The 25,963-nt window shown below is 40.7% G+C and carries 29 protein-coding genes and 1 pseudogene; 13 read left to right on the forward strand and 17 right to left on the reverse strand.

Going from position 1 to position 25,963, the window contains the following annotated elements; translation table 11 throughout:
• Both ACKTT2_RS16360 and ACKTT2_RS16365 read right to left on the reverse strand, forming a co-directional pair.
• Positions 1–269: hypothetical protein (locus ACKTT2_RS16360; protein ID WP_407888709.1), on the reverse strand; the 269-nt coding region annotated here is incomplete at its 3' end.
• Positions 270–289: 20 nt separating this feature from the next.
• The gene (locus ACKTT2_RS16365) at positions 290–679 is read right to left on the reverse strand and encodes a hypothetical protein (RefSeq protein ID WP_407888711.1); all 390 of its coding nucleotides are present in this window, start codon (positions 677–679) and stop codon (positions 290–292) included.
• Here ACKTT2_RS16365 and ACKTT2_RS16370 point away from each other — a divergent pair.
• Both ACKTT2_RS16370 and ACKTT2_RS16375 read left to right on the forward strand, forming a co-directional pair.
• Complete coding sequence (locus ACKTT2_RS16370) at positions 678–818, forward strand: hypothetical protein (protein WP_407888713.1); 141 nt, start codon at positions 678–680, stop codon at positions 816–818. The genes ACKTT2_RS16365 and ACKTT2_RS16370 overlap by 2 nt on opposite strands.
• Positions 781–1,384: pseudogene (locus ACKTT2_RS16375) on the forward strand (cytochrome C peroxidase); the annotation flags it as partial. The gene ACKTT2_RS16370 and the pseudogene ACKTT2_RS16375, both read left to right, overlap by 38 nt.
• 64 nt (positions 1,385–1,448) lie before the next feature.
• Here the strand turns inward: ACKTT2_RS16375 and ACKTT2_RS16380 are convergent.
• Positions 1,449–1,994, reverse strand: a complete 546-nt coding sequence (locus ACKTT2_RS16380) for a coiled-coil domain-containing protein (protein ID WP_407888715.1) — start codon at positions 1,992–1,994, stop codon at positions 1,449–1,451.
• Complete coding sequence (locus ACKTT2_RS16385) at positions 1,991–2,182, reverse strand: ribbon-helix-helix domain-containing protein (RefSeq protein ID WP_407888717.1); 192 nt, start codon at positions 2,180–2,182, stop codon at positions 1,991–1,993. Before ACKTT2_RS16385 ends, ACKTT2_RS16380 begins: the two co-directional genes overlap by 4 nt.
• Positions 2,183–2,483: 301 nt before the next feature.
• Between ACKTT2_RS16385 and ACKTT2_RS16390 the strand changes: the two genes are divergently transcribed.
• Complete coding sequence (locus ACKTT2_RS16390; RefSeq protein WP_407888719.1) at positions 2,484–2,945, forward strand: cobalamin biosynthesis protein; 462 nt, start codon at positions 2,484–2,486, stop codon at positions 2,943–2,945.
• A gap of 44 nt (positions 2,946–2,989) precedes the next feature.
• Here ACKTT2_RS16390 and ACKTT2_RS16395 read toward each other — a convergent pair whose 3' ends face one another.
• Positions 2,990–3,343, reverse strand: a complete 354-nt coding sequence (locus ACKTT2_RS16395) for a phage holin family protein (RefSeq protein ID WP_407888721.1) — start codon at positions 3,341–3,343, stop codon at positions 2,990–2,992.
• Between the two features lie 76 nt (positions 3,344–3,419).
• Between ACKTT2_RS16395 and ACKTT2_RS16400 the strand changes: the two genes are divergently transcribed.
• A complete protein-coding gene (locus tag ACKTT2_RS16400; protein WP_407888723.1) occupies positions 3,420–3,644 on the forward strand; it encodes a Uma2 family endonuclease in 225 nt (74 codons plus the stop codon).
• Positions 3,645–3,680: 36 nt separating this feature from the next.
• On the opposite strand, the gene ACKTT2_RS16405 is transcribed toward ACKTT2_RS16400, so the two are convergent.
• Positions 3,681–4,154: a YbhB/YbcL family Raf kinase inhibitor-like protein gene (locus tag ACKTT2_RS16405; protein ID WP_407888725.1), complete on the reverse strand. Its 474-nt coding sequence runs from the start codon at positions 4,152–4,154 to the stop codon at positions 3,681–3,683.
• 172 nt (positions 4,155–4,326) lie between these two features.
• A complete protein-coding gene (locus tag ACKTT2_RS16410) occupies positions 4,327–4,656 on the reverse strand; it encodes a hypothetical protein (protein WP_407888727.1) in 330 nt (109 codons plus the stop codon).
• A 267-nt stretch (positions 4,657–4,923) separates the two neighbouring features.
• On the opposite strand from ACKTT2_RS16410, the gene ACKTT2_RS16415 reads away from it, so the two are divergent.
• The 5 genes from ACKTT2_RS16415 to ACKTT2_RS16435 all read left to right on the forward strand — a co-directional run bounded on the left by ACKTT2_RS16415 (position 4,924) and on the right by ACKTT2_RS16435 (position 13,703).
• The gene (locus ACKTT2_RS16415; protein WP_407888817.1) at positions 4,924–5,661 is read left to right on the forward strand and encodes an ABC transporter permease; all 738 of its coding nucleotides are present in this window, start codon (positions 4,924–4,926) and stop codon (positions 5,659–5,661) included.
• 468 nt (positions 5,662–6,129) lie between these two features.
• Complete coding sequence (locus ACKTT2_RS16420; protein ID WP_407888729.1) at positions 6,130–7,995, forward strand: bifunctional serine/threonine-protein kinase/formylglycine-generating enzyme family protein; 1,866 nt, start codon at positions 6,130–6,132, stop codon at positions 7,993–7,995.
• A 669-nt stretch (positions 7,996–8,664) separates the two neighbouring features.
• Positions 8,665–9,624 carry a leucine-rich repeat domain-containing protein gene (locus ACKTT2_RS16425; protein ID WP_407888731.1) on the forward strand — a complete coding sequence of 320 codons (960 nt, stop codon included), beginning with the start codon at positions 8,665–8,667 and terminating at the stop codon, positions 9,622–9,624.
• A gap of 169 nt (positions 9,625–9,793) precedes the next feature.
• A complete protein-coding gene (locus ACKTT2_RS16430; RefSeq protein ID WP_407888733.1) occupies positions 9,794–13,294 on the forward strand; it encodes a DUF7379 domain-containing protein in 3,501 nt (1,166 codons plus the stop codon).
• Positions 13,295–13,517: 223 nt separating this feature from the next.
• The gene (locus tag ACKTT2_RS16435) at positions 13,518–13,703 is read left to right on the forward strand and encodes a hypothetical protein (RefSeq protein WP_407888737.1); all 186 of its coding nucleotides are present in this window, start codon (positions 13,518–13,520) and stop codon (positions 13,701–13,703) included.
• 165 nt (positions 13,704–13,868) lie between these two features.
• Here ACKTT2_RS16435 and ACKTT2_RS16440 read toward each other — a convergent pair whose 3' ends face one another.
• The 5 genes from ACKTT2_RS16440 to ACKTT2_RS16460 form a co-directional block, all read right to left on the reverse strand.
• Complete coding sequence (locus tag ACKTT2_RS16440) at positions 13,869–14,063, reverse strand: ParE family toxin-like protein (protein ID WP_407888739.1); 195 nt, start codon at positions 14,061–14,063, stop codon at positions 13,869–13,871.
• The gene (locus ACKTT2_RS16445) at positions 14,060–14,287 is read right to left on the reverse strand and encodes a hypothetical protein (RefSeq protein ID WP_407888741.1); all 228 of its coding nucleotides are present in this window, start codon (positions 14,285–14,287) and stop codon (positions 14,060–14,062) included. The genes ACKTT2_RS16440 and ACKTT2_RS16445 overlap by 4 nt, the downstream gene beginning before the upstream one ends.
• Before the next feature lie 118 nt (positions 14,288–14,405).
• Positions 14,406–14,612, reverse strand: coding sequence for a DUF433 domain-containing protein (locus ACKTT2_RS16450; RefSeq protein WP_407888743.1), 207 nt, complete (start codon positions 14,610–14,612; stop codon positions 14,406–14,408).
• A 215-nt stretch (positions 14,613–14,827) separates the two neighbouring features.
• Positions 14,828–15,463 carry a Holliday junction branch migration protein RuvA gene (gene ruvA / locus ACKTT2_RS16455; protein WP_407888745.1) on the reverse strand — a complete coding sequence of 212 codons (636 nt, stop codon included), beginning with the start codon at positions 15,461–15,463 and terminating at the stop codon, positions 14,828–14,830.
• Positions 15,460–16,206, reverse strand: a complete 747-nt coding sequence (locus ACKTT2_RS16460) for a sucrose-phosphate phosphatase (RefSeq protein WP_407888747.1) — start codon at positions 16,204–16,206, stop codon at positions 15,460–15,462. The genes ruvA and ACKTT2_RS16460 overlap by 4 nt, the downstream gene beginning before the upstream one ends.
• A gap of 264 nt (positions 16,207–16,470) precedes the next feature.
• On the opposite strand from ACKTT2_RS16460, the gene ACKTT2_RS16465 reads away from it, so the two are divergent.
• Positions 16,471–17,874 carry an ATP-binding protein gene (locus tag ACKTT2_RS16465; RefSeq protein WP_407888749.1) on the forward strand — a complete coding sequence of 468 codons (1,404 nt, stop codon included), beginning with the start codon at positions 16,471–16,473 and terminating at the stop codon, positions 17,872–17,874.
• Positions 17,875–18,113: 239 nt separating this feature from the next.
• On the opposite strand, the gene xseB is transcribed toward ACKTT2_RS16465, so the two are convergent.
• Positions 18,114–18,326, reverse strand: coding sequence for an exodeoxyribonuclease VII small subunit (gene xseB, locus ACKTT2_RS16470; protein WP_017743237.1), 213 nt, complete (start codon positions 18,324–18,326; stop codon positions 18,114–18,116).
• 32 nt (positions 18,327–18,358) lie between these two features.
• A complete protein-coding gene (xseA, locus tag ACKTT2_RS16475) occupies positions 18,359–19,594 on the reverse strand; it encodes an exodeoxyribonuclease VII large subunit (RefSeq protein ID WP_407888819.1) in 1,236 nt (411 codons plus the stop codon).
• A gap of 281 nt (positions 19,595–19,875) precedes the next feature.
• Between xseA and recA the strand changes: the two genes are divergently transcribed.
• A complete protein-coding gene (gene recA, locus ACKTT2_RS16480; protein ID WP_407888752.1) occupies positions 19,876–20,964 on the forward strand; it encodes a recombinase RecA in 1,089 nt (362 codons plus the stop codon).
• A 92-nt stretch (positions 20,965–21,056) separates the two neighbouring features.
• Here the strand turns inward: recA and ACKTT2_RS16485 are convergent, their stop codons facing one another.
• From ACKTT2_RS16485 to ACKTT2_RS16495, 3 genes are all read right to left on the reverse strand, one after another.
• On the reverse strand, positions 21,057–22,637 hold the full coding sequence (locus ACKTT2_RS16485; protein ID WP_407888754.1) for a B12-binding domain-containing radical SAM protein: 1,581 nt from the start codon (positions 22,635–22,637) through the stop codon (positions 21,057–21,059).
• Positions 22,638–22,720: 83 nt separating this feature from the next.
• Positions 22,721–22,873 (reverse strand): hypothetical protein, encoded by a 153-nt coding sequence (locus tag ACKTT2_RS16490; protein WP_407888756.1) that lies wholly within the window; start codon positions 22,871–22,873, stop codon positions 22,721–22,723.
• An 895-nt stretch (positions 22,874–23,768) separates the two neighbouring features.
• Positions 23,769–23,963: a hypothetical protein gene (locus tag ACKTT2_RS16495; protein ID WP_407888758.1), complete on the reverse strand. Its 195-nt coding sequence runs from the start codon at positions 23,961–23,963 to the stop codon at positions 23,769–23,771.
• A gap of 125 nt (positions 23,964–24,088) precedes the next feature.
• Between ACKTT2_RS16495 and ACKTT2_RS16500 the strand changes: the two genes are divergently transcribed.
• Positions 24,089–25,330: an AAA family ATPase gene (locus ACKTT2_RS16500; RefSeq protein WP_407888760.1), complete on the forward strand. Its 1,242-nt coding sequence runs from the start codon at positions 24,089–24,091 to the stop codon at positions 25,328–25,330.
• Positions 25,323–25,898: a DUF4276 family protein gene (locus tag ACKTT2_RS16505; protein ID WP_407888763.1), complete on the forward strand. Its 576-nt coding sequence runs from the start codon at positions 25,323–25,325 to the stop codon at positions 25,896–25,898. Before ACKTT2_RS16500 ends, ACKTT2_RS16505 begins: the two co-directional genes overlap by 8 nt.
• Positions 25,899–25,963 lie beyond the last annotated feature (65 nt).

Genomic DNA, 25,963 nt, shown 5'->3' on the forward strand with positions numbered 1-25,963 from the left:
TGTTCTCGAGCATCTGGATTACTTTGGATGAATGCTGTTAAAACGCTAATTTTTTCTGCCTTTTCCTGGAGTTCTAAGAGGTTGTTTGAAAAGTGGTTGGCTGTGATTTTCATCACATTATTACCCCCCTTAGTCCCCACGCGTGAAAGGGGGGAAACAAAAAAAATCCGGTTCCCTCCGCTTTGTAAGGGGAGGGTTAGGGTGGGGTAAAAAATATTTGATACATCAATTATGACTTTTAAAACATCCTCTAATAAAAAGTTCTTCATTGTATTACCTCACACACCTTTTATAGTATAAACATACTGTGTGTTTGTAACTCAAGTAGGATTGCTATAGTTGCGATTTTAATGGATTTATTTTTGCTATCAGCAGCAATGGCATTATTCAGGTAAATTAGTGCTTCTGGATCGTTGCGCTGCTGAGTGTGAAGGTATTTTCGGAAGTAGTCGATAGCAGCTTTATAGTTGCCATATCGAAATGCCTCTGTTCCTTTCTCTTTTTCAGTGCCTTGTCCTGAAATTAGAATTTCTTCTCCCCAACTGAAGTTATCATTAGTGTTGTAATCAACCTTAAAATCAGTTAGGAAGAAAAAAAAGTGAATTACAAATACAAACAATGATACCAGCACAGCTAAAAATATATATTTTGCCCAACCCAACCGTCGAATAGTTGTCATGAATCTATCAATACTGCTTGGTGGTTTTGTTGGTGCTACTATTGGCAGTTTTTCTGAAGCTGCGATCGTGTTTGAGGAGGAATTTGAGGGTGCTGGTAAAAAATGGACGGCTTTCAAACGCACCAGGAGGTCGTGTTGAAGACACTGGCTTCTTTAGAATTGGTGTTAGACCTCCTTTTGAAGACCTTGGTGTGGGAGCTAAAGACCCCTCTGGCAATTCACTTTCAGAAGCACGGTTAGCAGAACAAGGGAAATTCCAGCAAATTTTTGGTCAAGCTCCTAATCTCCCAATCACTTCCGTCGTTGCAGACGGAGCATTTAAAGCTCCTGGACTTCGTAACGTAGAACTCACTGCTCCTTATTTCCACAATGGTGGACAATTGACCTTGCGGCAAGTTATTGATTTCTACAATCGGGGAGGAGATTTTCGAGGAACAGAATCTGGCGGTCTACCACCACTTAATCTGAATGAAGAGGAATAAAGAGGCGTTAGTAGCTTTCCTCAAAGGGCTGACTGATGAAAGAGTTCGCTATCAAAAAGCACCTTTCGATCATCCACAATTATTTGTCACAAATGGGCATCCAGGAAATGAAACCTATGTCACTGATGATGGCAGTGGAAAAGCTACAGATGGAACTTTGTTAGAGATTCCTGCTGTTGGTTGTTACGGTAGTGCCGATCCTCTGCCAAATTTCCTAGAGTAAACGTGTTTTAAACTCAATACTCCACGGCTTAATACGGAGAAGCCGTGGTTTTATTTTATGTGTTTTATCTATCTCCTTGTTGCCGCACCAAATAATCTAATAGTCTGTCAATTCGCGACAAAGTAGCTTCAGTAGTACGTTTGAACTCCTGAAATTGAGATTTTTGTTCCTCATAGTTCCGGTCAAGCCGCCTCACAACTGCTTCTAAACTCTCAGTTCTGCCGTCTAAGCGATCGATTGTCGTACCTAGCTTGGTGAACAAGCGTTGTGATTCAGAAACAAAAGAGTCTAACCTACTAGACAATTGGTCAACCTTTATCGTCAACTGGTCGAGATGTGCTTGAGTTCGGTCTTGTTTCTCGCTGAGTTGGTCAAGATGCGCTTGTGTTCGGTCTTGTTTCTCGCTGAGTTGGTCAAGATGCGCTTGTGTTCGATCTTGTTTCTCGCTGAGTTGGTCGAGATACACTTGAGTTCGGTCTTGTTTCTCGCTGAGTTGGTCAGTTCTTCGGTTAGCTGACTCAGCGTAAGTTGCTGCTGATGCTAGCAGTTGTCTTACTGCTGTTAGGTCGTTTTCAACTCGGTCTAATCTGCTTGGTGTGTCCTGAGTCATGCAGCACCTCTATCTTTTTTAATAGTGTCAGTTTGGTAAGGTAATTCGCCGCGCTCTTTAGCTTCTCTAACTCCCAACTCAATTAGGAAAGCAGCAAGATTGGCAGTAGGTCTACCTTGTAACTCGGCTAATCGCTCCAAGTCATTAAAAACGGAGTCAGGTACAGTAACTGAGAACTTCTTACTCACTGGCTTATAAAAATTTGTTCTATTTGCTCCCATACTATCCCTACAATCATCCTTAAATCAGCTTTTTGGAAGCTTTTTACAAATAAGAATCTAAAAAGATTCTTTTAAGCAGTAAAATAGATGTTATCATAAAATAAAAAAAAGTAAAACGTTTTGCTATTATCTGAATTATTGCCGATCGCAGCGATCGGCAATAATTAAATAAGTGATTTCTTGTGCAAAATTTATTAAATATAGCTAAAGTTGTTTAAGCGTGTTAAAATTAAATACAGAAGACTCATCTACCAAAGCGAAAATTTGGATGACTTCTAAACTCCCCCATTCGTCCTCTCTCCTTCAAATTCATTGGCATCCACGAGTTTTATGGATTGGAATTGGCTGTGAGAGAGGAACTTCAGAACAACTTATAGAAATGGCAATTCAACAAGTTTTTAAAGAACATCAAATAGCAGAAAATGCGATCGCAGGAATTGCCACCATAGACAAAAAATCTGATGAAGTTGGTTTAGTAGAACTTTGCCAAAAACGCAATTTACCTTTAAAAACCTTCTCCTCAGATATCCTCAGTAAAATATCTGTTCCCAATCCGTCTCAAGTTGTCGAACAAGAAGTCGGAACAGCCAGTGTTGCAGAAGCTGCTGCTTTATGTGCTGCACAATGTCAAACTCTACTCATTGCCAAACAAATCTTTAAACCCTCCTCGCCTTCTCTCCAAGGAGCAGTGACAATAGCTGTTGCCCAAACACCGATAGATAATGGCTAATGGAACGATTAGCATGTTAGCAATTAGCCATTAACCATTAGCAATTAACCATTTGGGCGAAGAAAATAGCTGATTATACTAGAGACTATTGATAGTACAATTGAACCTAGTAAAGCTGGTATAAAACCATCGATCGTAAAACCATAATCAGGTGTGAAGACACTCGCCAGCCACAGGGTAAAAGCATTGAGAATAAATGTAAATAACCCGAAGGTAAGTAAAGTAATGGGAAATGTGAGGATACCTAAAATAGGTCGAACGATCGCATTCACTAGCCCGATGACGATTGCTGCTATGAGGGCGGCGACAAAATTTTTAATCTCAAAGCCAGGAACAATGTTGGAAGTGACTAGCAATGCTACGGCAGTCCCTACCCAAGTTAATAAAAAATGCATCATAAATGTTTTCCATCTTTCTGTTCATAATCTTCCGATCGAGCTAGGATCTTTGCAAGATGTTTGCTTTGCGACCGCTATGAATGTTACCAATAAGCGACTAACTCTTGAGGAATATCTTAATTATGACGACGGTACGGACGCGCAATACGAACTTGTCGCAGGAGAATTAATTGCAATGCCTCCGGAAAGCCCCTACAATTCAACCATCGCTCTTTACCTATTAGCAGAGTTTCTCAAGTTGGTTCCCATACGCAGGTTAAGTCATAAAGATACTAAATGCTTTCTCCAGCGCTATAAATAAACGAGATTTACCCGGTTCGAGAAATATTAATTAATCTCAGTCCTCTGTTTCTCTGGCATAACGCCCCATCAGTTCCGCTTTATCAATGACAGACCCTTCAATTGCGTCTAACAATTGTTGCGTATCAGCCCCTACTGGCACATCTAGCCATTGGTTTAGTGCAAAAAGTCTAAAAAAGTAGCGATGAGCACCGTGTTGAGGTGGTGGACATGGACCGCCATAACCGAGTTCACCAAAACTATTTTTTCCTTGCAAACTGCCAGAAGGAATTTTAGGTTGCTTACCGCCAACATCTTCGGGAAAGTCACGGCAGTCAGGAGGAATATTGTAGACCAACCAATGGGTAAATGTTCCATTAGGTGCATCGGGGTCATCTACAATCAAAGCAAAACTTTTTGTCTCTGACGGAGGATCTTCCCACTGTAACGGAGGAGAAACATTATCGCCGTCGCAAGTATATTTGAAGGGAATGGTGTTACCAATGAAAAATGCTGGGCTTCTAATTTCCATATTTATTTATAAGTTTTCAAATAAATGACGAAAGAAATATAACTGCTATTATTATTTTGAGAAATTTATGATTTGACTAAAATAAAAAGTAGATGAGGCTCTTTTAGTAAAAAACCGCATTTTAAACAAGTAGGAGAGCCTCATTATTCACGAATACCAAGGTTATTGATGACTAAGACCAAATCCGATTTCCGTCTTCATCAACTCGTGCTTGGCGAATAACATCAGAAATTTCTTCTGCGTCTTTCACATGGTGAAGAGCTTTCTTTTCACCATCTGGTTCATCAACAACAAAGTAAGTAGGAACTTTGATATGGTCACCTGTAATGTCCGGTGCATCTACAGCAACTTGTTGCGCTTTTTCTTCAACCGTTTGAGGCTTGTCAGCAATGACATCACCTGGATTTGCAGTTAAATTTCTTTCTTTAGCTGTTGGCTCTTCTTGAGCATGCCAGTCTTGACTAACTGGTTGTCTAATTTCACGATCTGACTGATTACTCATGATTTTACTTTTTAGCTTCACAACTTTACACTAACTAAAATTACTTTAAACAATTAAGATATCGATCGGATCTTTCGACAGTAAGACTTTTTAAACAGTGACCAGTAAACAGTGACCAGTAACCAGTGAGGGTTGACGAAAAAGGTTATGTATGTTAATATTGGCTGCCATAAGTAATAGGTATCAATTAAGATAATAAACGTGAATAAAACTCTATCCCGTAAAAAGCCGCGTGTCGTCTCATGGCAGGCGGTTTTCTCATTGTTTATGTACGTTTTTATGTACCTTCCTATACTGGTACTAGCTTTCTATAGTTTCAATCAATCTCCCTACAGTGCAATTTGGCAAGGTTTTACTTTAGATTGGTATAACAGACTGTTCAATGATGAACGTATTTTGTCAGCTTTACAAAATAGTTTGATAGTTGCACTTAGTTCTGTAGGTATTTCTGCTATATTGGGAACTTTGATGGCAGTAGGTTTGGGACGTTATCGATTTCCTGGTAAAACTCTCTATCGTGGGATTTCTTATTTGCCTTTGATTATCCCCGATATTGCGATCGCAGTTGCCACGTTAGTCTTCCTTGCTGCCTTTGCGATTCCCCTTAGTATATGGACGATTGTGGCAGCTCACGTAGTGTTTTGTCTTGCCTATATTAGTCTTGTGGTATCATCTCGACTGACCAACCTCGATCCCCATTTAGAAGAAGCAGCACTCGATTTGGGAGCAACACCCGTACAAGCCTTTATCAAAGTATTATTACCCCAGTTAATGCCCGGTATTATTGCTGGTTGCTTGCTTGCTTTCATCTTAAGTTTAGATGATTTTCTCATCGCTAGCTTTACTGCAGGAAGTGGTTCTAATACTTTACCAATAGAAATTTTTAGCCGAATCAGAACGGGAGTTAAACCAGATATCAATGCCCTTAGCGTTATTTTGATAGTCGTTTCTGCTTTTATTGCATTAGTCGCCGAACTCATTCGCGCTTCAAGCGATAGGAAATAAATTTGGAGATTGGCGATTGGGTATTAGGAAATTGAGCATTGGTCAGGTGGTCACTGGTTACTGGTTACTGGTCACTGCTTACTGTATATGTTCGGTATTAACTGTTAAAATTTTTTGAGTTAATTATTATTGATATAACGGATTTGCATCTTAAATTAGGTAAGTGCAAATCAATAGAACTCAAATATAAAATGTAAATATATCTCCAACCCATACTAATGACTAATGACCAATGACCAATGACCAAATATTGAGAAATTCCTGATTGAGAAATTTTTAACTGTATATAAATAAAGACAGAGAATGTTCTTTATCTGTATCTACCAAAGTGGAAAGCGATACGGCTGTACTCGGTTAAGCATAAAGGCTTATCGCAGATAGAAAACTTTTGTATGGCAAGATACATATCTGTCTTCAACGTTGCTCAGTAAGAGCCAATTCTAGACAATATGCGATACATGGCTCACTATGCAAATTTGCCAAAATCCCCATTGCTCAAATCCCTTCAATCCTGATGGCAATAAATTTTGTAACAGTTGCGGACAAAGCAACTTTGGTAACTTCCTCAGGAACCGCTACCGCGTATTAAGACTGCTAGGCGAAGGTGGGTTTAGCAGAACCTATGCTACTGAAGACGTGGATAGACTCGATGCACCTTGCGTTATCAAGCAGTTCTTCCCACAAGTACAGGGAACTTCAGAACGTACTAAAGCTGCTGAATTGTTCAAGCAAGAAGCAAAACGACTGTACGAACTTGGAGAAAATCATATCCAAATTCCTAGATTGCTTGCTTATTTTGAACAAGGTTCTAGTTTGTATCTCGTGCAAGAATTTATCCAAGGAAAAACTCTCTTACAAGAACTTCAGCAACAACCTTTTGGTGAAGAACAAATCCGAGAACTGTTAACGGATATACTACCTGTTCTTGAATTTATCCACAAACGTAACGTCATCCATCGGGATATCAAACCGGAGAATATCATCCGTCGAGAATCGGATGGTAGGCTTGTATTAATTGATTTTGGTGGTGCAAAACAGGTTACCCAAACTAGTCTATCCAGACAAGCAACAGTACTTTATACAATTGGTTATGCACCTAGCGAACAAATGGCTGGTTTTGCTTGTCACGCTAGCGATCTGTACTCTTTAGGAGTTACCTGCGTTCGGCTTCTAACTCAGTGCTTGCCCGTACAAGATGATTGCGGACAAATAGATGATACTCTTTACGATCCCTTAAATGGAATTTGGTTGTGGCGAGAACATTTACAAAATATAAATATTACTATTAGTGATGGATTAGGGCAAATTCTAGATAAATTATTAAGCCATTTAGCAAGAGATCGATATCAATCTGCTACAGAAGTTTTGCAAGAGATCTATGCTCAAACAGCACCAACAATACAATCAATTTTGGAAACGCCACAACTCATACAATTATCGCCTCAAGAGCAGCAATTAACAATGATTACCTCCGATTTAAAAGATTTTTCAGAATTTTCCGAACTACAAACTTTTCAATTTGATGTAGTCGCAGTTGATCGGGAAGGAAATAAGATTAAGAGCGATCGCCGAAGCTCAAAGTTTTACGCCGAAGATTTAGGTCAAGAAATTATCATGCATATGGTAGCAATTCCTAGTGGTAATTTTATGATGGGTTCGCCAGAGAATGAGGGAGATGGTGACGAACGCCCGCAACACGAAGTTAATATCAAACCTTTTTTTATGGGAAAGTTTCCCGTCACTCAAGCACATTGGAAAGCTGTAACTGGTTTGCCAAAAGTCAAACAATCTTTAAATCCCAACCCCTTCAAATTCAAAGGAGCAAATCGACCTGTAGAAAATGTTTCTTGGCATGAGGCTATTGAATTTTGTGCCAGACTGACTGAAAAAACAGGACGGTTGTATCGTTTACCCAGTGAAGCTGAGTGGGAATATGCTTGTCGTGCTGGAACAACTACCCCCTATCACTTTGGTGAAACGCTTACAGCTGAGGTGGCAAATTGTAGCGCTAGCAATTCTGACGCTTCCAAACCCACAACCAAATCGCGCAAAGAAACAACAGTAGTAGGCAATTTCCAAGTAGCAAACGCCTTTGGATTGTACGATATGCACGGGCTGGTTTGGGAATGGTGTGCTGACGCTTGGCACAAAAATTATGAAGGCGCACCAACAGATGGAACTGTTTGGGAAGTTGGTGGAGATGAGAATCGCCGAGTCTTGCGAGGTGGTTCTTGGAGTTTTAGCCCCGAACTATGTCGTAGCGCTAGCCGTAGTTGGAATGAACCAGATGGTGGACTGAGGATTTGCGGTTTTCGAGTGGTCGCAACTTGGTAATTTTGGATTGAGACCTATACAGGAGTTTTCACTTAGATGAACCACATTAAACTCTTCTGTCACGCTTGCGAGAGAAAATAACTGAGGCGAATAGAATTCACTGCTATACAAGCAAAGTCCGCCTACGCGGACTAACGTGAAAACAAGGTTTCAAATTTTCTTTGGTGAAAGTGATAAAAGAGGGTTAAGCTCTTCTCAATTCTTGTGCTTAATTCTTGTACTAAGCTCTTGTGGTACGGGCGTCCTCGCCCGTACATTAAATCGGGGTATCTATCCAAAATCCGGTAATCTATATGTTGAGAAGTTCGTGATACGGAGTAATTCGTAAGAAATCGAAGTAATTCGGTTTTTGACTTCACCAGACTCAATGTAGAATTGTTAATTCTACGTTATCCCTTCGGGTTCGCCAGTTGCCTACGGAGGGAGACCCTCCTTCAGCACTGGTCTCACCGCAAGGATTTTAGTCCGCTTAAGAGTCAGGACTTAATGAAGTTAGCCAGCTTCAAGCGTCGGAGAAGGAACATGGCTGCTCACGACAGTGCAAAACCGTAATCCATTTATAAGCTCTTAACTCCCGTTGTCGATACAAAAACTTTTCCATGTGGTACAGCAATCCCAGATGGGCGGTTAGATTTGTGCAAACAAGGTCTTGGCGTTACAGGATGCCAAATGGTAACGGATGCACTTATTGATAATAGTACAGTCATTAGTTTGCTCTTAGGCACTAATGGTATTGGCAATATTGGCGCGGCGAGTGTAGCAAAGCTGATCGAACAAAACACCCACATAGAAATTGTGTATTTAGGCTGCAATCGAATTGATGAGACTGGTATTGCAGAACTTGCTTCGGCTCTTACCTACAATACCTCTATCACAGGACTTTGGCTAAAACGAAATCCAATTGGTTTTAATGGGGCGAGTTATCTTGCCGAGATGCTGTGTCACAATCAAAGCATCCGCACCTTGGATTTAGTCAGTACTCAACTGAGTTACGAGGGATTGGCTGCTATCCTGGATGTTCTCAGTCATAAAAACCGTACAGTTGAACGTTTGTATTTGGGCGGTAATGAAATTGATGCAGAAGGAGCAAAATTACTTGCGACTTTGCTCGAGAGTAACCCAAATATTAAGGCACTCCTACTTAATGTAAATCATTTAGGGGATAGTGGTGCGAACGCATTAGCTGAGGCTTTGCACCAAAATCAGACACTGGTTGAACTAGGCGTAGCAAGTAACGGTATTACGCCAAGTGGGGGAATCTCCTTGATAGAAGCGATTCAAAAACATCCTTCATTGATAAATGTTGACTTTGGTTACAGTGCATCTACACGAGTGTTAAATGCTGTAGGTAATTCTTTAGGGGATACTGGGGCTGAAGTCATTGGTAAGCTTTTGAGAAAAAATCAAACTCTACTCAAAGTGAGTCTACAGGGAAACCGCATAACAGAAAGTGGAAAGCTTTTGTTAATTGCAGGATTAGAACAGAATATGACACTTTGCCAATTATTTCTTGATGGGCGACAAGATGCGCGGATAACAGCACTACTTCAGCGCAATCTAAATTTTGGTTTATCTAGCAATCTAGCTGTTACTCGCGATGTTTCCTTAATTCGTAGCGTTTATCGATAAATCTTAATCGCGAACGGTCATTTTTCCGCTATGGATTTTTTGCAAAACATCCATCTTCTTGTACCCTAATTCTTTAGCTTTTTGTCGTGCATAAGTTAATGTTACTGACACCTACTATATAAAGAAGATTGATTTCGTCAATCTAGAAGCTTTTAGGAGGTCAGTATCTATGGCTCAAAAGATTTACGCTCTACTTGCTGGTATTGATAAGTACCATCCAGAATCAAGAGTCAGTAATTTAAACGGTTGTGTTAACGATATTGAAGCAATAGAAGAATATTTACGGAAACGAATTTCTACTGAGGGGAAGTGGGAATTCGTTGAAAATTCAGAGGTTCCTTGGAAACTCACTAATGAATTGGCAACACGTCAAGCAATAATAGACGGCTTTCAAAAACATTTGTGTCAAGCAGGCAGTGAAGATGTCGTTTTATTTTACTATGCAGGGCATGGTTCCTTTGAAGGAGCACCAGATGCGTTTCGCCTTAAAGATTCAGACCGTCAAATTGAAACCTTGGTTTGTTATGATAGCCGAACAACACAAGGTCGAGACTTAGCAGATAAGGAATTAAGCTACCTGATAGAGCAGGTGGCAAAGAACAATCCAAAACATCTCCTGATCGTTCTAGATTGCTGTCACTCCGGTACAGCAACGCGAGACCCAAAAGTGGTAGAACGTCAAACCTCTGCAGACGGACGAGTCCGAGATTTAAAAGAGTTTATTTTTACCGAAGAATGGTTGAAACGACGTTTGAGCGAGAACTATGAGCCACCAAGACACGTTGCGATCGCAGCTTGTCGTTCCCATCAAACAGCAAAAGAGCATAGAGGTGAAGATGGTAAACGACGAGGTGCTTTTTCTTACTTTTTTACCCAAGCTTTGCAACGCACTCATAGTAGCTTATCCTATGCAGATTTACTCCAAGATATTAACGCTTTGATCCTCAGTAAAGTTACCGATCAATCACCTCAAATAGAAGCCCTTGCAGAAGATTTAGAACAAACCTTCTTAGGAGGTGCAGCAGGCGAGCGTTTAAATTACTTTACCTTCACCTACAACACTCAAGATTATGATGATTGGGTAATTAACGGCGGTGCTTTACACGGTATTCGTCCAAAGACAGAAGGAGAAACTATATTCGCAATTTTCCCCCAAGGAACCCCAATAGAAGAGTTGAGCGATATTTCCCGTGCTATTTGTCAGGTTTCCGTTACTGATGTATTAACAGAGGTTAGCAAAATTGAATTTATCACTGATAATTCGCAACTTTCTTTAGATGAACCTTATTGGGCGGTTGCGGTCAGCGTACCCGTTCCTCAGTTGACAGTGAGTTTTACAGGGGACGCTCAAGGTATAGAACTAGCTCGAAGATCTCTAACAACAGTTAATGAGGGCGAACCATCTTTATTTATTCAAGAAGCAGAATCATCTGAAAATGCCAATTACGAACTAGAAGCACATCAGGGTCAATACTGGATTAAACAAGCGAGCGATCGCCGCTCAATCGTCGCACCAATTCCACTCGTACCAGATCCCCAAGGATACACTCAGCAACGTGCAACGCAAATCATCAAACGTTTAGAACACGTTGCACGTTGGATGAATGTTCTCGATTTGAAAACTCCACCGACTAGCCAAATCAAACCAAGTGACGTGGATTTGGAAGTTATTGTTATCTCTGATGGTCAAGAATATTCCTCAAAACAGGCGACTTCCGATTTGCGTGGAGAATACAGTTTCAAGAATAATAAGTGGACACCGCCAGAGATAAAACTCAAAGTCACCAATCACAGCGATCGAGATGTATACTTCCAAATTGTAGAATTAGCAGGTGATTATTCAATAAGTATTCCTGAATTTTTTCCTGAGAAAGGAAGTATCCTTTTATCGAAAAAATCAGATGCTGACTCCAACTTATCAAGCAAAACAAGTGTTACATTAGATTTAGTCATTCCCCCAGCATATTTAAATAGTGGAGTGACCGAATACAACGAGATTTTCAAGCTAATTGTCAGTGCTAGAGATTTCAATGCAAGTTTGCTCGCACAAAAAGGGCTTGATACCCCACCTGTGACTCGTTCTCTAGATTCTAAAGGATTATCCGGTGCGCTTAACCGTTTAATGGACAAAGTTTCTTCTCGTCAAGCACTGCGTCAAGGCGCTGACAATATTGATAACTGGATGACTAAAGAAGTTAAACTGATCTTAGTTAAGCCACCAAGTGGAGTGGAGATTAAAAGATCGGAACCCACAACTCTACAACCTGGTGTTGTACTCCACAGTAATTCCAGTTTTCAAGGGAAAGTTGAAATCAACTCCTTACCGCCAAACAGCCGGGATGCGAACAGTAATTTACTCCCACCCGTTCTTATAGAAGCTCCAAATCTGTTTCAACCCTTTGAATTTAACACCACTCGTAGCGGTACGAGATTAAGCGTTTTGGAAATCACTGGCGTACAGAATCACAAAAGTGTGACATCAGACAATCCTATCAAGATAGTCGTTGATAAGCCATTATCACCCAACGAATATGTTTTGCCACTTGCTTATGATGGAGAATTTTTCTTACCTTTAGGGACAGCTAAGGCAGAAAATGGCAAGACAGCAATTACCTTAGAACGCTTACCCGAACCAACAGTTAATAGCCGGAGTTTACAAGGTTCTATCAAGATTCTCTTCCAAAAAATAGTAGCTCAAACTTTTGGAAAAACATTTTCTTATCCCTTGTTAAGAAGTGGAGAAATTTTACCGGATGGACGTGTTTCTTATCAAGGCGACCGGGAAATTCTCGCCGCAAAAGTTGCCGAATCAAAGAAGATTTTACTTTATATTCATGGCATCATTGGCGATACAGAAACAGCAGTCAAAAGCTCTCAAAAGGCAAAGGTAACAGAAAACGGTCTACAGAAAACTTTGCGAGATAAATATGACTTAATTCTCGCCTTTGACTACGAAAATATCAACACGACTATTGAAGAAAATGCCACACTTCTTAAGCAAAGATTAGAAGAAGTTGGGTTAACAGCCAACCACGGCAAACAATTAGATATTGTTGCTCATTCTATGGGAGGCTTAATAACTCGTACCTTTATTGAAAAAGAAGGTGGAAATAAAATTGTTCAACACTTAGTGATGTTGGGTACGCCTAACGGCGGTTCTCCTTGGCCTACAGTTCAAGATTGGGCTTTTGCCGCTCTAGGAATTGGATTAAACCAACTTTCCTCAGTGGCTTGGCCTGCAGCTGTTATTGCTGGAATGTTAAGATTTTTGGATTCTAACGTTAAAGCTTTGGATCAGATGAACCCACGTAGCAATTTTATCCAAAGCATTGCTACCAATCCAGATCCTAACGTGCGGTATACCATTATTGCAGGCGATCGCTCTGTTCGTCCTGAAGCATTACAAACCGATTCTGGAAAACAATCGAGTACTATCAAGCGACTCATGGATAAATTATTTAGTTCGGCTCAAGAGCGCGTAGTCAATTTAGTCTTCTTTCGGCAACCAAATGATATAGCAGTGACACTTGAAAGCATTAAGAGTGTGAGTGAAAACCGCTCTCCCAAGCCGAGAATTATATCTCCAGATGCAACTTGCGACCATGTAACTTACTTCAGCACTCAATCTGGTTTAGACGCTTTGGTAAAAGCACTTTGTGAAGAGGTATAAATCTCATAGGACTTACGCAAAGCCCCCTTTTTAAGAGGGAAAAACTCTTAAAAGCCCCCCTTAAAAAGGGGGGCTAGGGGTCCCCTCTGGGGTTGGGGGGAGATGGGGGGATCGAAAACATGCGAAACCCTTATAGCGGTTTTCAATTAGGTGCAATACATAAAAAAGTTATGGAACCGCAGCCTGTAGCAGACGAACGCAGATAAATATATACTTCAGTCAAGTGAGAACCGCTATAGTACAGCGATCGCAAAAAACCGATTTATTCGAGTCTCGTGATACGAGATACCAAGGTGTCCAACAGAGAACAAGAACAACCGGATTTTCCCGTTCTTTGACTACTGTATTGGCGCTCTATGAGGTGCGGTTACTGCTACTATTAAGTCTGCTGCAATTTTGGGTACTTTAATTTATGGCGTACAAAATCACAAAAGCGTGACATCAGCAAATCCTAAAGTAAATTTCTCTATAGATAGAATTAGAGATAAACGATGACTTACTGTAACTGAGACAGCAATTCATCATAATCAGTATGAGAACCTACCCAAAACCAAATCACAATATCTCCACGCAACTACCCTACTGCTCGATAGTTTTTACTAATTCTAGCAGAATAGATACACAATGCTGAATTCACTTTTTTGAAATGCAAACTAGGATGAGTTGCGTCTTTTTTGAATTGACGGTATGCTTCACGGGTACGCTCTTGAATATGTTCCGGTAAATAGCCAAAAGCTTGCCGAAATTCTGGTGTAATGCGATCTCTCACAATGTGTCTGGGTTTAATTCCTCAGTTTGTCCAGCATAATACCTTGCCATTGCTATACCTGCTAACTTTGCTAATGCATCTGAAGAACGAGAAAAAGCTTCATCCCATTGATTTTCATCCTCTAGTTCTTCTAAATCTTCCAAAATCTTTTTAGCCATAGCTTCTTGCTGGCTAAGTGGTAACTTTTTTAGTTTTGTAACGGCTTGCTCAAGTAAAGTAGACATAACAAAATTGCCTAAAAACGTACAATTAAGCAAAAAGTACAAAATGGTTTTTGTACTATTGTTCTACTCAATAATGTAATACATATTCCAGATAAAAAAGCAGTTTTTTTCGGAAAACTTAGTACTCAGCCGCCACTAACGCGATCGCGTATTGCAAGCAAGCACGAATATCCTCAATCTGCAAACCAGGATAGTAATCCTGAATAATGTCGTTGAACGAAAGCCCCTCATTCAAAAGCTCAAGAACGCTTTGTACGGTGATACGTGTGCCAGCAACACAAGGTTTGCCAAAATGCACTTGAGGACTAACAATAATTCTCTCCATGTTTGTACTAGGTTATGAGAACTGTTTTCCTAATTCTAATGGGTTATACAGATAGTCTTTATGAAGAATATAGCGCTTCTCGTTTGAATCAAGTGCAAATTTATCAGCGTCCATCAGCTACAGGCTGCGGTTCCTTTATTCTTTGAAGTATTGCATCCAACTGATAATCGCTATATCTTCAGCGCATAATATAAAGTACACGATTTGTTTAGAACTTACTGACTGTACTCGCTACTCAAGTGGGCGATCGCTTGTTTAATCCAATCTTCCACAAAAGCATCTTTTGGCAGACCAATATTTTCGCTCACCACGTGTAAGGCATGACTAACCTCACTGGCAGTATATCCCAAAGCCAACAGAGTCATTTGCACTTCGTCCAAAATACCAGGCGCAGGACCGCCTGTGGCGACAAAAAAGCCTGCGGACTTGCGCCATTCTATCAACTTGTTTTTGAGTTCCAAACATAGCCGTTCGGCAGTTTTCTTACCAACTCCAGGAGCTTGGATCAAAATTTGAACGTTCGCTGTGATAATTGCTTGCACGAGGTCGGGTAATTCCAGGGTGTCGAGAAGTGCGATCGCTAAAGCCGCCCCCACACCACTCACACCCAGTAAATGCCGAAACACATCTCGTTCTCCTGGGGAACCAAAGCCATAGAGCATAGGCACTTCTTCCCGAATTTGGTAGTGGGTAAAAATTTGCGCCTCACCACCAATTTCTGGCAATTGCTTTGCCAGTCGGGATGGGACTTGCAGATCGTACCCCATACCATTGACTTCAAGAGTCAGGATATGACGATGAGCGCCAGTGTTTTGGATAGCAGCAACAATTCCTTTGAGGTAACTAATCATAAGAATCCAAAGAATTTCAATCCTTCAAGAATGCCACCCGCACAAAAGCTTTGTGCTAGGTAGTGATAGTCAACGGGATTTTCATTGTGCCATTGAAGTAGCTCTGGACGAGCATTGCCAACAATAATTCCCCGTTCTGTTCCAGCAGCGAATAAAGCAATATCATTTCCCGAATCACCACAAACAATGGATCGCTCCGGTACAAAATCCCACTTTTGGCGGAGAAATTGTACTGCCTGACCTTTATCGCTGTGAGGAGGAACAATGTCCAAGTCTATACCACTGCTGTAAATTAATTTGACTATTAAACCACATTTTTCAAACTCCGACTCAAGTTGTGGTATAATTTTGCTTGCTTCTTCATCTTGAAGTAAAAAACTGACTTTAAAAGGGCGTTGTTCTGAGTCTGGTTGGGGAACTAAAGCCGGAAAATTGTCAGTCACAGATACTATGAGGTCGCGATTCCATCCGGAAGACAAGTATTTTGACCACTCCGCATCGGGAGTGTCATCACCATTAAGATAGATCTCTGTTCCCACAGCTAACACTAAACCATCCGGTTCCAAAAGATTCTTTTCTTCTTTGAGTTCCTTGTACAAAATGGGGGATCGCCCTGTGGCATAGACAATCTTTGTACCGTATTCCTGACGGTGTTGTTGTAAAACATCCTTTAACTCAGCTAAAGCGTTGTCATCACCCACAAAGGTGTTGTCTAAATCGGTTACGAAGAGAAATTTAGTCACAGCAACCTCTTTTGTAAGTTTTACCACAAAAAAGTTTATGCCTTTTTGGCACCAATCTTATCTTTTTCGATCTAGATAAGTTATGCCATTTTGGATGCGTGAATTTTGGACTTTGGATTTTTGCTTGACAAAGACTTACCAGCACTGACGTTCAACTAACTATCAGTTGCATACTTTTTTAAAATTAGCGTTAAGCACTTGTACTAAAAAAAAGAGTAGATAAACTAGGAAGATGCATGACTCGCTTAAATTCTGGCTCGGTTTGTGGAGGTAGAAGCGTTGTATAGTGGTGAGTATTATTGGAACATGATATTGGGTAGTGTTTTTACGGTTTTAGCTTGGTTAGTAGCAGTAACAATTACTCATCCAATGTTAGCGATCGCAAAAGCTATTAACTACATCCGCAGAGGTAATAGACAAGTCAACATTGAGACTAATAAAGACAATCGATCGCAATCTCTCAGTCAACTTGTTAGTGCTTTAATCCAGCAAGAAAAAAACTTAAAAGCTAGCAACGCTCAGTTACAGCTAGAACTGACATCTAAACTTATGGCGCAAGAAATGTTGCGTCAAAGTGAAGAGAAATTTCGCCAATTAGCAGAAAATATTCAAGAAGTTTTCTGGATTAGAGACTTTCGCACTCATGAAATTCTTTATATTAGCCCCGCCTACGAACAAGTATGGCAACGGAACTGTGAAAGTTTGTATAGCAATCCCAATTCTTGGTTAGATGCCATTCATCCAGAAGATAGAGAACGTGCGCTCTCCATAATGAAGGAAAATATTTATAGTGCTTATCAAAATGAATACCGAATTATACAACCAGATGGGACAATTTGTTGGATTTGTGATAGTAGCTTTCCAGTTAAAAACCATCACGGGCAAGTCTATAGGCGTGTCGGGATTGCCCAAGACATCACCGAACGCAAGCAGGCAGAAGAAACTCGCTTAGCTTTAGCGAAAGAAAGAGAGATTAGTCAACTCAAATCACAGTTTATTGCGATCGCATCCCATGAGTTTCGCACTCCATTAACCACTATTTTACTATCTTGTGACTTTCTCCAAAATTACGGCGACCAACTCCCTGAAGAAAAGAAACAACGTCATTTTGATAAAATTAAATCTAGTGTTAAACACCTCAATCAAATATTAGAAGATGTTTTAGTCTTTGGAAAAACAGAGGCAGGAAAACTAAATTTCGAGCCAGCACCCATAGATTTAATTAGTTTTTGTCTTGATTTAGTAGAACAGTTACAACTGAATGCTGGAGAGAAATATAAAATTGATTTTGTAGAACAATGTGTATATGGTTGTGCGAGAGAAGAACTTCCAGTTATGGATGAAAAACTCTTGCGACATATTTTTACAAACTTACTTTCAAATGCTATAAAATACTCTCCACAAGGAGGTCGGATAAAATTTGAATTGATATGCGATGGGACAAGTGCTATTTTTAAAATTCAAGATGAAGGAATTGGCATACCAGAAGAAGAAGTAGACAAACTGTTTACATCTTTTTTTAGATGTAGCAACACGGGTCATCTTCCTGGAACGGGACTGGGGTTAGCAATTGTTAAAAATGCAGTTGAATTACACAAAGGTCAGATCGCCGTAGAAAGCCAACTCGGTGTAGGAACTACGTTTACTGTAATATTGCCAAGGGGTTAGAGATAGGGAGAAAAAGCTAGTAAAAGCTGATATACTTACCCCCCTTAGTCCCCCCTTGGAAAGGGGGGAAATTAGATTTCCTGTTTCTTGAAAGGGGGAAATTAGATTTCCTGTTTCTTGAAAGGGGGAAATTAGATTTCCTGTTTCTTGAAAGGGGGGAAATTAGATTTCCTGTTCCCTCCCCTTGGAAAGGGGAGGGTTAGGGTGGGGTAAATTATTCCAAACTTGTTTGTACACTATTAATCCTGCAAAGTCTCAATCAATAGCTCGACTTGCTGCTGTCTTTCTTGTAAAAAACCCTCACACTGACGCAAATACTCAACAGCAGAAGCAAATTGGTCAAACACCTCTTGCAACTCCAAATCGCCCGACTCAATACGGGCAATAATTCTTTCTACTTCAGCAACTTTCGCTTCGTAGTTCCAACCTTCTTTATCAGTAACTTTAACCATTCCAATTTAACCTACTTAAAAACCTTTGCGGTTCAAAAATCATTGACATCCACAACTTTTACTTTAACCTCGCCCTGACCTAACTGAATAGACAACTCCTGTCCCACATTTAACTCAATTGCAGAACGAGCGATCGCACCATTTTCTTGTCGCACCACTGCATAACCGCGCTGTAGAACAGCTTTTGGGTCGAGAGTTACCAACTTTTGCCGTAACATTTCTACGTGCTGTACCGACTGCTGTAGCCTTACTGTTGTCGCCTTTATCAACCGCTGACGCTTCCAATTTAAAGTTTGAAAATCCTGTTGAACTTGTCGATCCAAACGCAAGCGCCGCAAGCGGTTTTGCATTTGTTGCAATTTATTTTCTGCCTTTTCAAAAGTGTAACGCACGCTTTCAAGTAAAGCGATCGCTCGTTGTTGATGTTCATCGTACAATTCAGCTAGCGATGGCACAACTAATTCTGCCGCCGCCGTAGGAGTGTGTACCGCAGCATCTGCAACCAAATCCACTAATGATTCATCTCTTTGATGACCGATTCCCGTAATCACTGGTATCGAACAATTTACCACTGCTCGTACTACCCGTTCGTCATTAAAGCATGCCAATTCTTCCACAGCCCCCCCACCTCGCGATAAAATCAACGCTTCTGCACGTCCATCTTTTTCAACTCGTGCAATGGCTTTGATAATAGATTGAGGTGCTTGGTCGCCCTGTACTATTGCAGGAGAAAATAAAACTTGTAATCCAGGATACCTTTGTTTGAGAGTTTTTTGAATATCACCCCAAGCAGCCGCAGTCGGGGATGTGACAACGCCGATAGTTTGGGGATGTGTAGGAAGCTTGCGCTTTCTTTGTGGATCGAATAATCCTTCTGCCTCCAACCGTTGCCGTATTTGTTGGGAACGCTGTGCCAGCAAACCAGCACCAGCTCGAAAAGCTTGCCAAACAGTCAGTTGGTACTCGCCCCGTTCCCGGTAAACTTTAAGAGTTCCCAAAACAATTAACTGCTCTCCAGACATAGGGACTTGAGCCAATTTTGGCAATTGACCATTCCAGACTACACACTTAATAGCTGCCGTAGCCTCTTGGTCTTGTAGCGTAAAAAATAATCCACTACGGTGCTTGTTAGTGCTAGAAACTTCTCCAGTCACCCAAACCCGCCGCAATTCCTCATCTTGCTCTAATAGGAAGCGAATATAATCTGTTAATCCTGCCACTGTCAGTGCTGTTTCAGGAATGAGAGAGTCAGGGAGGTTGAAAGTCATATTGGGGATTGGGGATTGGGGATTGGTCACTGGTCACTGGTCACTGATGTTATTATTATACAATTTATTTATCTGTACCAAAGAAGGCAACGAGTGCGCTAGAATCTTGTCACCTATTCCCACAAGGAGGCTGCCACTGTACCTGTTCTCAGGTTGGTGTTGGTAGTTTACGCTTCTTTACAAAGAAGTACTAAATCAGCAATTTGTGTTTAAAATAGTATATCTGTTCTATTTCAACTTCAAATCTACACTCCCTAGATCCATAAATATAGAGGCTCCGAATGGCTGTTAACACGACAAATGATGCTGCTGGAAAGCAAAAAGCGCTGAACATGGTACTCAATCAAATTGAGCGTACCTTTGGCAAAGGAACTATCATGCGCCTGGGTGATGCTACCCGTATGCGGGTAGAAACAATTTCTAGTGGGGCGCTTACCCTGGATCTGGCATTGGGGGGCGGTATCCCCAAGGGAAGGGTCATTGAGATTTACGGTCCTGAAAGTTCTGGTAAAACGACGTTAGCACTACACGCAGTTGCTGAAGTGCAAAAAAATGGTGGTATCGCTGCCTACGTTGATGCGGAACACGCTCTTGACCCTACCTACGCTGCTGCATTGGGTGTTGATATTGAAAATTTGTTGGTATCCCAACCCGATACAGGGGAATCGGCATTGGAGATTGTGGATCAATTGGTTCGTTCTGCTGCAGTTGACATTGTGGTCATAGACTCAGTAGCAGCATTGGTTCCTCGCGCTGAAATTGAAGGTGAAATGGGTGATGCTCACGTTGGTCTTCAAGCAAGATTGATGAGCCAAGCTCTACGTAAAATTACTGGTAATATTGGAAAGTCTGGTTGTACGGTTATTTTCCTCAACCAGTTGCGGCAAAAAATTGGTGTTACCTATGGAAACCCAGAAACAACAACTGGTGGTAATGCTCTGAAATACTATGCTTCGGTACGCCTGGATATTCGCCGGATTCAGACCTTGAAAAAAGGAACTGAAGAATTTGGTAACCGTGTCAAAGTTAAAGTTGCTAAAAATAAGGTTGCACCACCTTTTAGAGTGGCAGAATTTGACATTATCTTTGGTAGAGGTATTTCTACCATAGGTTGTTTGGTAGACTTGGCTGAAGAAACAGGAGTTCTCACCCGTAAAGGTGCTTGGTACAGTTATAGTGGCGAAAATATTTCTCAAGGTAGAGATAACGCTATTAAATACATGGAAGAGAAATCTGAATTTACCGACAAGATTAAACAGTTAGTACGCGAAAAATTAGAAATGGGTGCTGTTGTTTCTGCTAATTCCGTCGGTAAGCCAAGTGACGAAGATGAGGAAGATGCAGACGAGGAGTTTGAAGAAGAGGAGTAAGCGGTAAACTGGCAAGATCTCCAGACCACAAGAGTAATTTCTTAGATGGGCATGACTCACCAACATAGAAAAGTGAGACAATGCCCATCCTACTAACCACTAACCACTAACTCATTCACAACTTTATAAGGTTTCTCAGTACCTTGTGCTAGATATTCAGCTAGCTGAGATTCTATTTGCTTGCGGACAATTTGACGGTATTCTAAGAAATGCTCGTTATGAGCGCAAGTAGCAAGGTAATGTTCCGCTACTCTAGGATTGCGCTTGATGATACTAAACAAGTGATGCCAGAATTTCCATCTAGTTTCGCGTTTGATACCCTGTCTCCAGATGACAAGCAAGAGTGCTTTTACAACAACCCACTCTGGCATTTTAAATGGGGCAGTCCATGTTGGCGTACCCATCATAAGAAAACAACGATAAGTGCGATCTAAGTACTGCACGGGATCGTATAAAGTACAGAAAGCATCTATATATTCCCTAGCAATATCTTCTAAAGGACGAGTGGGAATAAAGTTCATTAAAGTCGTCTGATTAATATTGCCATCTTTGTTATCCCGCAATCGTCCTTCCTTACTCAGACGATGCCAAAGGGCTGTATTTGGTAGTGCTTGTAGCATTGCAAAAGTTGTAGAGGGAATTGCTGCTTGTTCGGCAAAGCGAACAATACGCTTCCCCGCACCAACTTCTTCTCCATCAAACCCAATGATAAAACCAGCCATTGGACGCAAACCTGTTTTAATGATGGTATGAACTGCATCAGTTAAAGAATTGCGGGTGTTTTGAAACTTTTTCGTGAGTTGCAAACTGTCCTCATCAGGTGTTTCAATCCCCAAAAACACTGCAGCAAAACCGCACTCAACCATCAACTCCATTAATTCTGGATCTTGTGCTAGATCGATAGAAGCTTCGGTATCAAACCGAAATGGATAGTTGTGCTGTGCCATCCAAACCTTTAACTCCTTCAGCAACAACTTCACATTGCGTTTATTGCCGATAAAGTTGTCATCCACCATAAAAATACCGCGCCGCCAACCTAACTTATAGAGGTAATCCAACTCTGCCAAAAGCTGTGCTGGAGTTTTGGTGCGTGGCTTGCGTCCGTAGAGGACAATAATGTCGCAAAATTCACATTGGAAAGGACAGCCCCGTGAAAACTGGACGGACATCATATCATATGCATCGAACTCTAGCAAATCAAACCGGGGTATAGGGGTTGTTGTCACGTCTGGTTTTTCTGTAGCACGAAAAGTGCCAGAAGTGTCACCCCGTCTAATTGCTTCAACAAACATTGGTAGGGTAATTTCTCCTTCATCAAGAATGAGAAAATCAGCACCAACTCCCTGAACTTCATGAGGAACTGAAGTTGGGTAAGGACCACCCACTGCAACTAACTTACCGCGCCGCTTTGCTTCTCGAATTTGTTCGAGTAAATCTTGTTTTTGAACGATCATAGCGCTGAAAATACAAACATCTGCCCATGCCCATTCTTCCTCTGTGACTGGGCGGATATTACGGTCAACTAGCTTAAATTCCCATTCTTGGGGTAAGATTGCCGCTACTGTCACCAAGCCCAACGGTGGTAGTAAAACCTTACGGTTAACTAATTCTAATATTTTTTCATATGACCAAAATGTTTTGGGAAAAATAGGATAAATCAGTAAAATTCGCATGAACCGTCATACCTCACCAAAATCAGAGTGCAGGGAAAAGTAGCATTTGATGCTTGAGAGTCTTTTAGACGCAGTTAACTTTTTTAAAGTTTCTGTGTTTTTCTAGCTTTCGATAGATTTGTTGAATTTTTTACAAAAGCTTCAGCAGATCCAGAGCGGACATCACTGTCTTCATCTTTGAGAGCAATAATTAATGCCGGAACAACTTCTTTAGCTCTTGTACTAATTTTTACCATCTTTAAGGGCAGCAATTAATGCCGGAACAACTTCTTTAGCTCTTGTACTAATTTTTACCATCTTTAAGGGCAGCAATTAATGCTGGAACAACTTCTTTAGCTCTTGTACTAATTTTTCCTAATGTATAAACAGTAAGAAAACGAAGATCCTTACTAGGATGGTTGAGTGATGCAGTTAAGTAACGTGATGCTGGTGCTGCGTTTACACCGATCTCACTAAGTACAGAAATCGCGAGCGAACGAACATTTACATCCGAATTGTTGAGGTCTTTGATGAGGTAGGGTACTGCTTTAGAGTTACATTCTACTAGCTTTTTGAAAGCAGACAGTGAACCATTTTTTGTTTGTTAAATATGCAGCTTAATATTTATTCCTGCACACGGAGAAATTATTGTTAAGTCAGACTGAGCCTGAGCTAGTATTTTTGTATTTGTTAACAATGATAAGTTTACAATTCCTAACACACTTAGAACTGTAAGTATAATGGCTCTGAATTTATGACTTTTGTTAACCACTAGAAATTTTTTATAAACATACAATTTTAATTGCTCTTATGTAAAAATACTGACGCTATGCAAGACCGTACTAAGGGTTCGCCAATCGCCGTTCCGCAATGAATATCTTCCAACCGTTTGGTTAATTCTGTATCCGATCGCTTTCTTTTTCCTAATCAACACTTTCCACATCCTACATATTCTGTTTTTATCAACCTCTGTAGTCCAGATTTCTGCTAAAACCCCTTCTATATAAGATTTTTACGATTGTTAAGAAAGATGCGGTTAATAGATAGCTTAAACGAGGGCTATGCGTAAGTCCCAAATTCTATTTTAAAAGAATATAAAAATACACTCCTGTTTGAAAAAAATACTTTCGGTTCTTAATTTCTTGCTGCCAATCATGAATAAGTTTGAAATTCGATCCACGATTTACACTCGGAAGCCACCGCTATGCGATCGCGAAGCGCAAGCTGTACCCAGCTTATCGCACCTTTTATCAAAACTCTCAAATCAATTTTGACTTCATAACCTTGGGCTACTACATAGGGCAAACGCATCAAAATTTGCCAAAGTTGGATTTGACAAAAATACACTTATATGTATTTTATGTTGGCAAAATGTGACTTTGCCACCATGTATAGCGTACATTTTTCCTTTTTTGGTCACAATGACCCCAAAACATAGATGCAATTAGGTAAAATTTACTTAGATGGTCAGTATGGAAGGGAAAAGCTATATTTTGCCCAAAACAAGTCAGCCTCGTCTCTTATCTTTTACTCTCGACGGTTGGACTGCTCTAGGCGGTCAGGTTTCCGTGTTACTGCTTGACCAAGTCGGGGTATTAGTTGGTCGAAACGGGGCTGGCAAATCAGCTATCCTTGAAGGATTTGAAGCTATCTCATCGTGGGCTACTGGTAAGACCAGTAAAGTTCGGCTATTTGACAGTGATAGCATTCCCAACATATTAGATATCGAAATTTTAACACCGACTGAGCGTCGGCTTAAATATAGGTATGAGATTATATCTCTACCCAATTCTACCGACGACCCAGATATAGATGACTCTACGAGTGATAGCTCAGAGGAGAGCCAATTCTCCTGGAATGAACACTGCCAATATATTGATGGAGACAAAGAACTTCTATGGACTACTGACACAGGAGTGACAACCTTTAGCAATGGTGGCGATCCAATTATTACTATTCTTGGAAATACTAATTCACTTCGACAATTACATCTCCCAAAAAACTCACGACTAAAGTTACCTGATGAGATGCAATGGGTTTACGCTGTTTTAAGAGGAGTTCGCCTTCTTGGAAAAGCTCCTGTTCGTCAAACCTTTAGACGTCGCCCGTCTCTTTTAAAAGTGTCAAGCAAAGGTATTCCTGTTAGTTCGTTTGGGTTAGCGGATAGCTTAGCTCGTAAAATACTTCGTCGTATAAATACGGGAGAACTTCATGAACTTGAAAGTGTTTGTCAGCGAATTGGATTGGGAAGCAAAATAACCGTACAAAAGTTTATTTTAAGCGACGACCTTAGAGAAAAAAGTGAAGGCGAAAGCGAAGAATATGTTTCTTCAGTTTTGCTAGATGGAGTCAATATTGGATTGCTTTCTGATGGAACACTTCGGGTTCTATCGATTCTCATAGAAATAATTGCTTCATATTCTAGTGCAACGACAATAATTGAAGAGCCTGAGACACAAATTCATCCTGGAATGCTAGCAAAGTTACTGAATGAAATTGAAGCATACACTTTTGAAGGAAATCTAATTCTCTCGACTCATTCACCACAAGTAGTGGCATGGACTAAGCCAGAAAGAATTAACTTAGTTTATCGAGAACGTGGACGGACAACTGTTCGGAAGCTACAAGAAGAAGAGATTCAGAACGTTGTTGGGTATCTTTGTGAAGAAGGGGACTTAGGCGACTGGCTTTACAGTGGTATTCTGGATGAGTAACCGTTCGATCGCCGTAATTGCTGAAGATGATACGGACTGCAATACGGTTCGGAAAATTGTACATCGCGTACTTGGTACGGATACTAAGACAAAACTTTGGGCATCTAAAGGATGTAGCACGTTAAAGAGAAAACTATCGGCAAAACTTAAAGTCATGTCCAATGAAGGCTGCAATGCTTTTATCATTGTTCACGATCTAGATCGTAACCCGCAGAATAACTCCCTCAATGATGAAGCGAAACTACGGGAGATGTTGGAGGAAGCAGCCTCCGAGGTTAAAAGCATTAACAAACACATTTGTATTCCAATTGAGGAATTAGAAGCTTGGTTCTGGTCTGACCCAGAGGTTGTAAAACACGTTGGAAGAGGCAAAGGCGAAGCAAAGCTAAATCCTCACTTAATTATCAAACCGAAAGAGCAACTGATAAAATTATCGGCTGGTGAAAATAGAAAGCCTCGTTATAGCACCAACATGAATGTTGAATTGGCGGAAATGCTTAATTTAGAGCTTTGCTCTAATCGCTGTCCTTCGTTTAAAAACCTCCTCAACTTCCTCCAATCCTTATAAAGATCTTGGTGTTACCAGACAGAAAAATAATGTCCCGTATTTTGTGCAATGGCTCGCGCACGGTA

Origin of the sequence: Scytonema hankhaensis NUACC26 (genome assembly GCF_045865695.1) — a bacterium.
In the GTDB taxonomy this organism is placed as follows: Bacteria; Cyanobacteriota; Cyanobacteriia; order Cyanobacteriales; family Nostocaceae; genus Scytonema.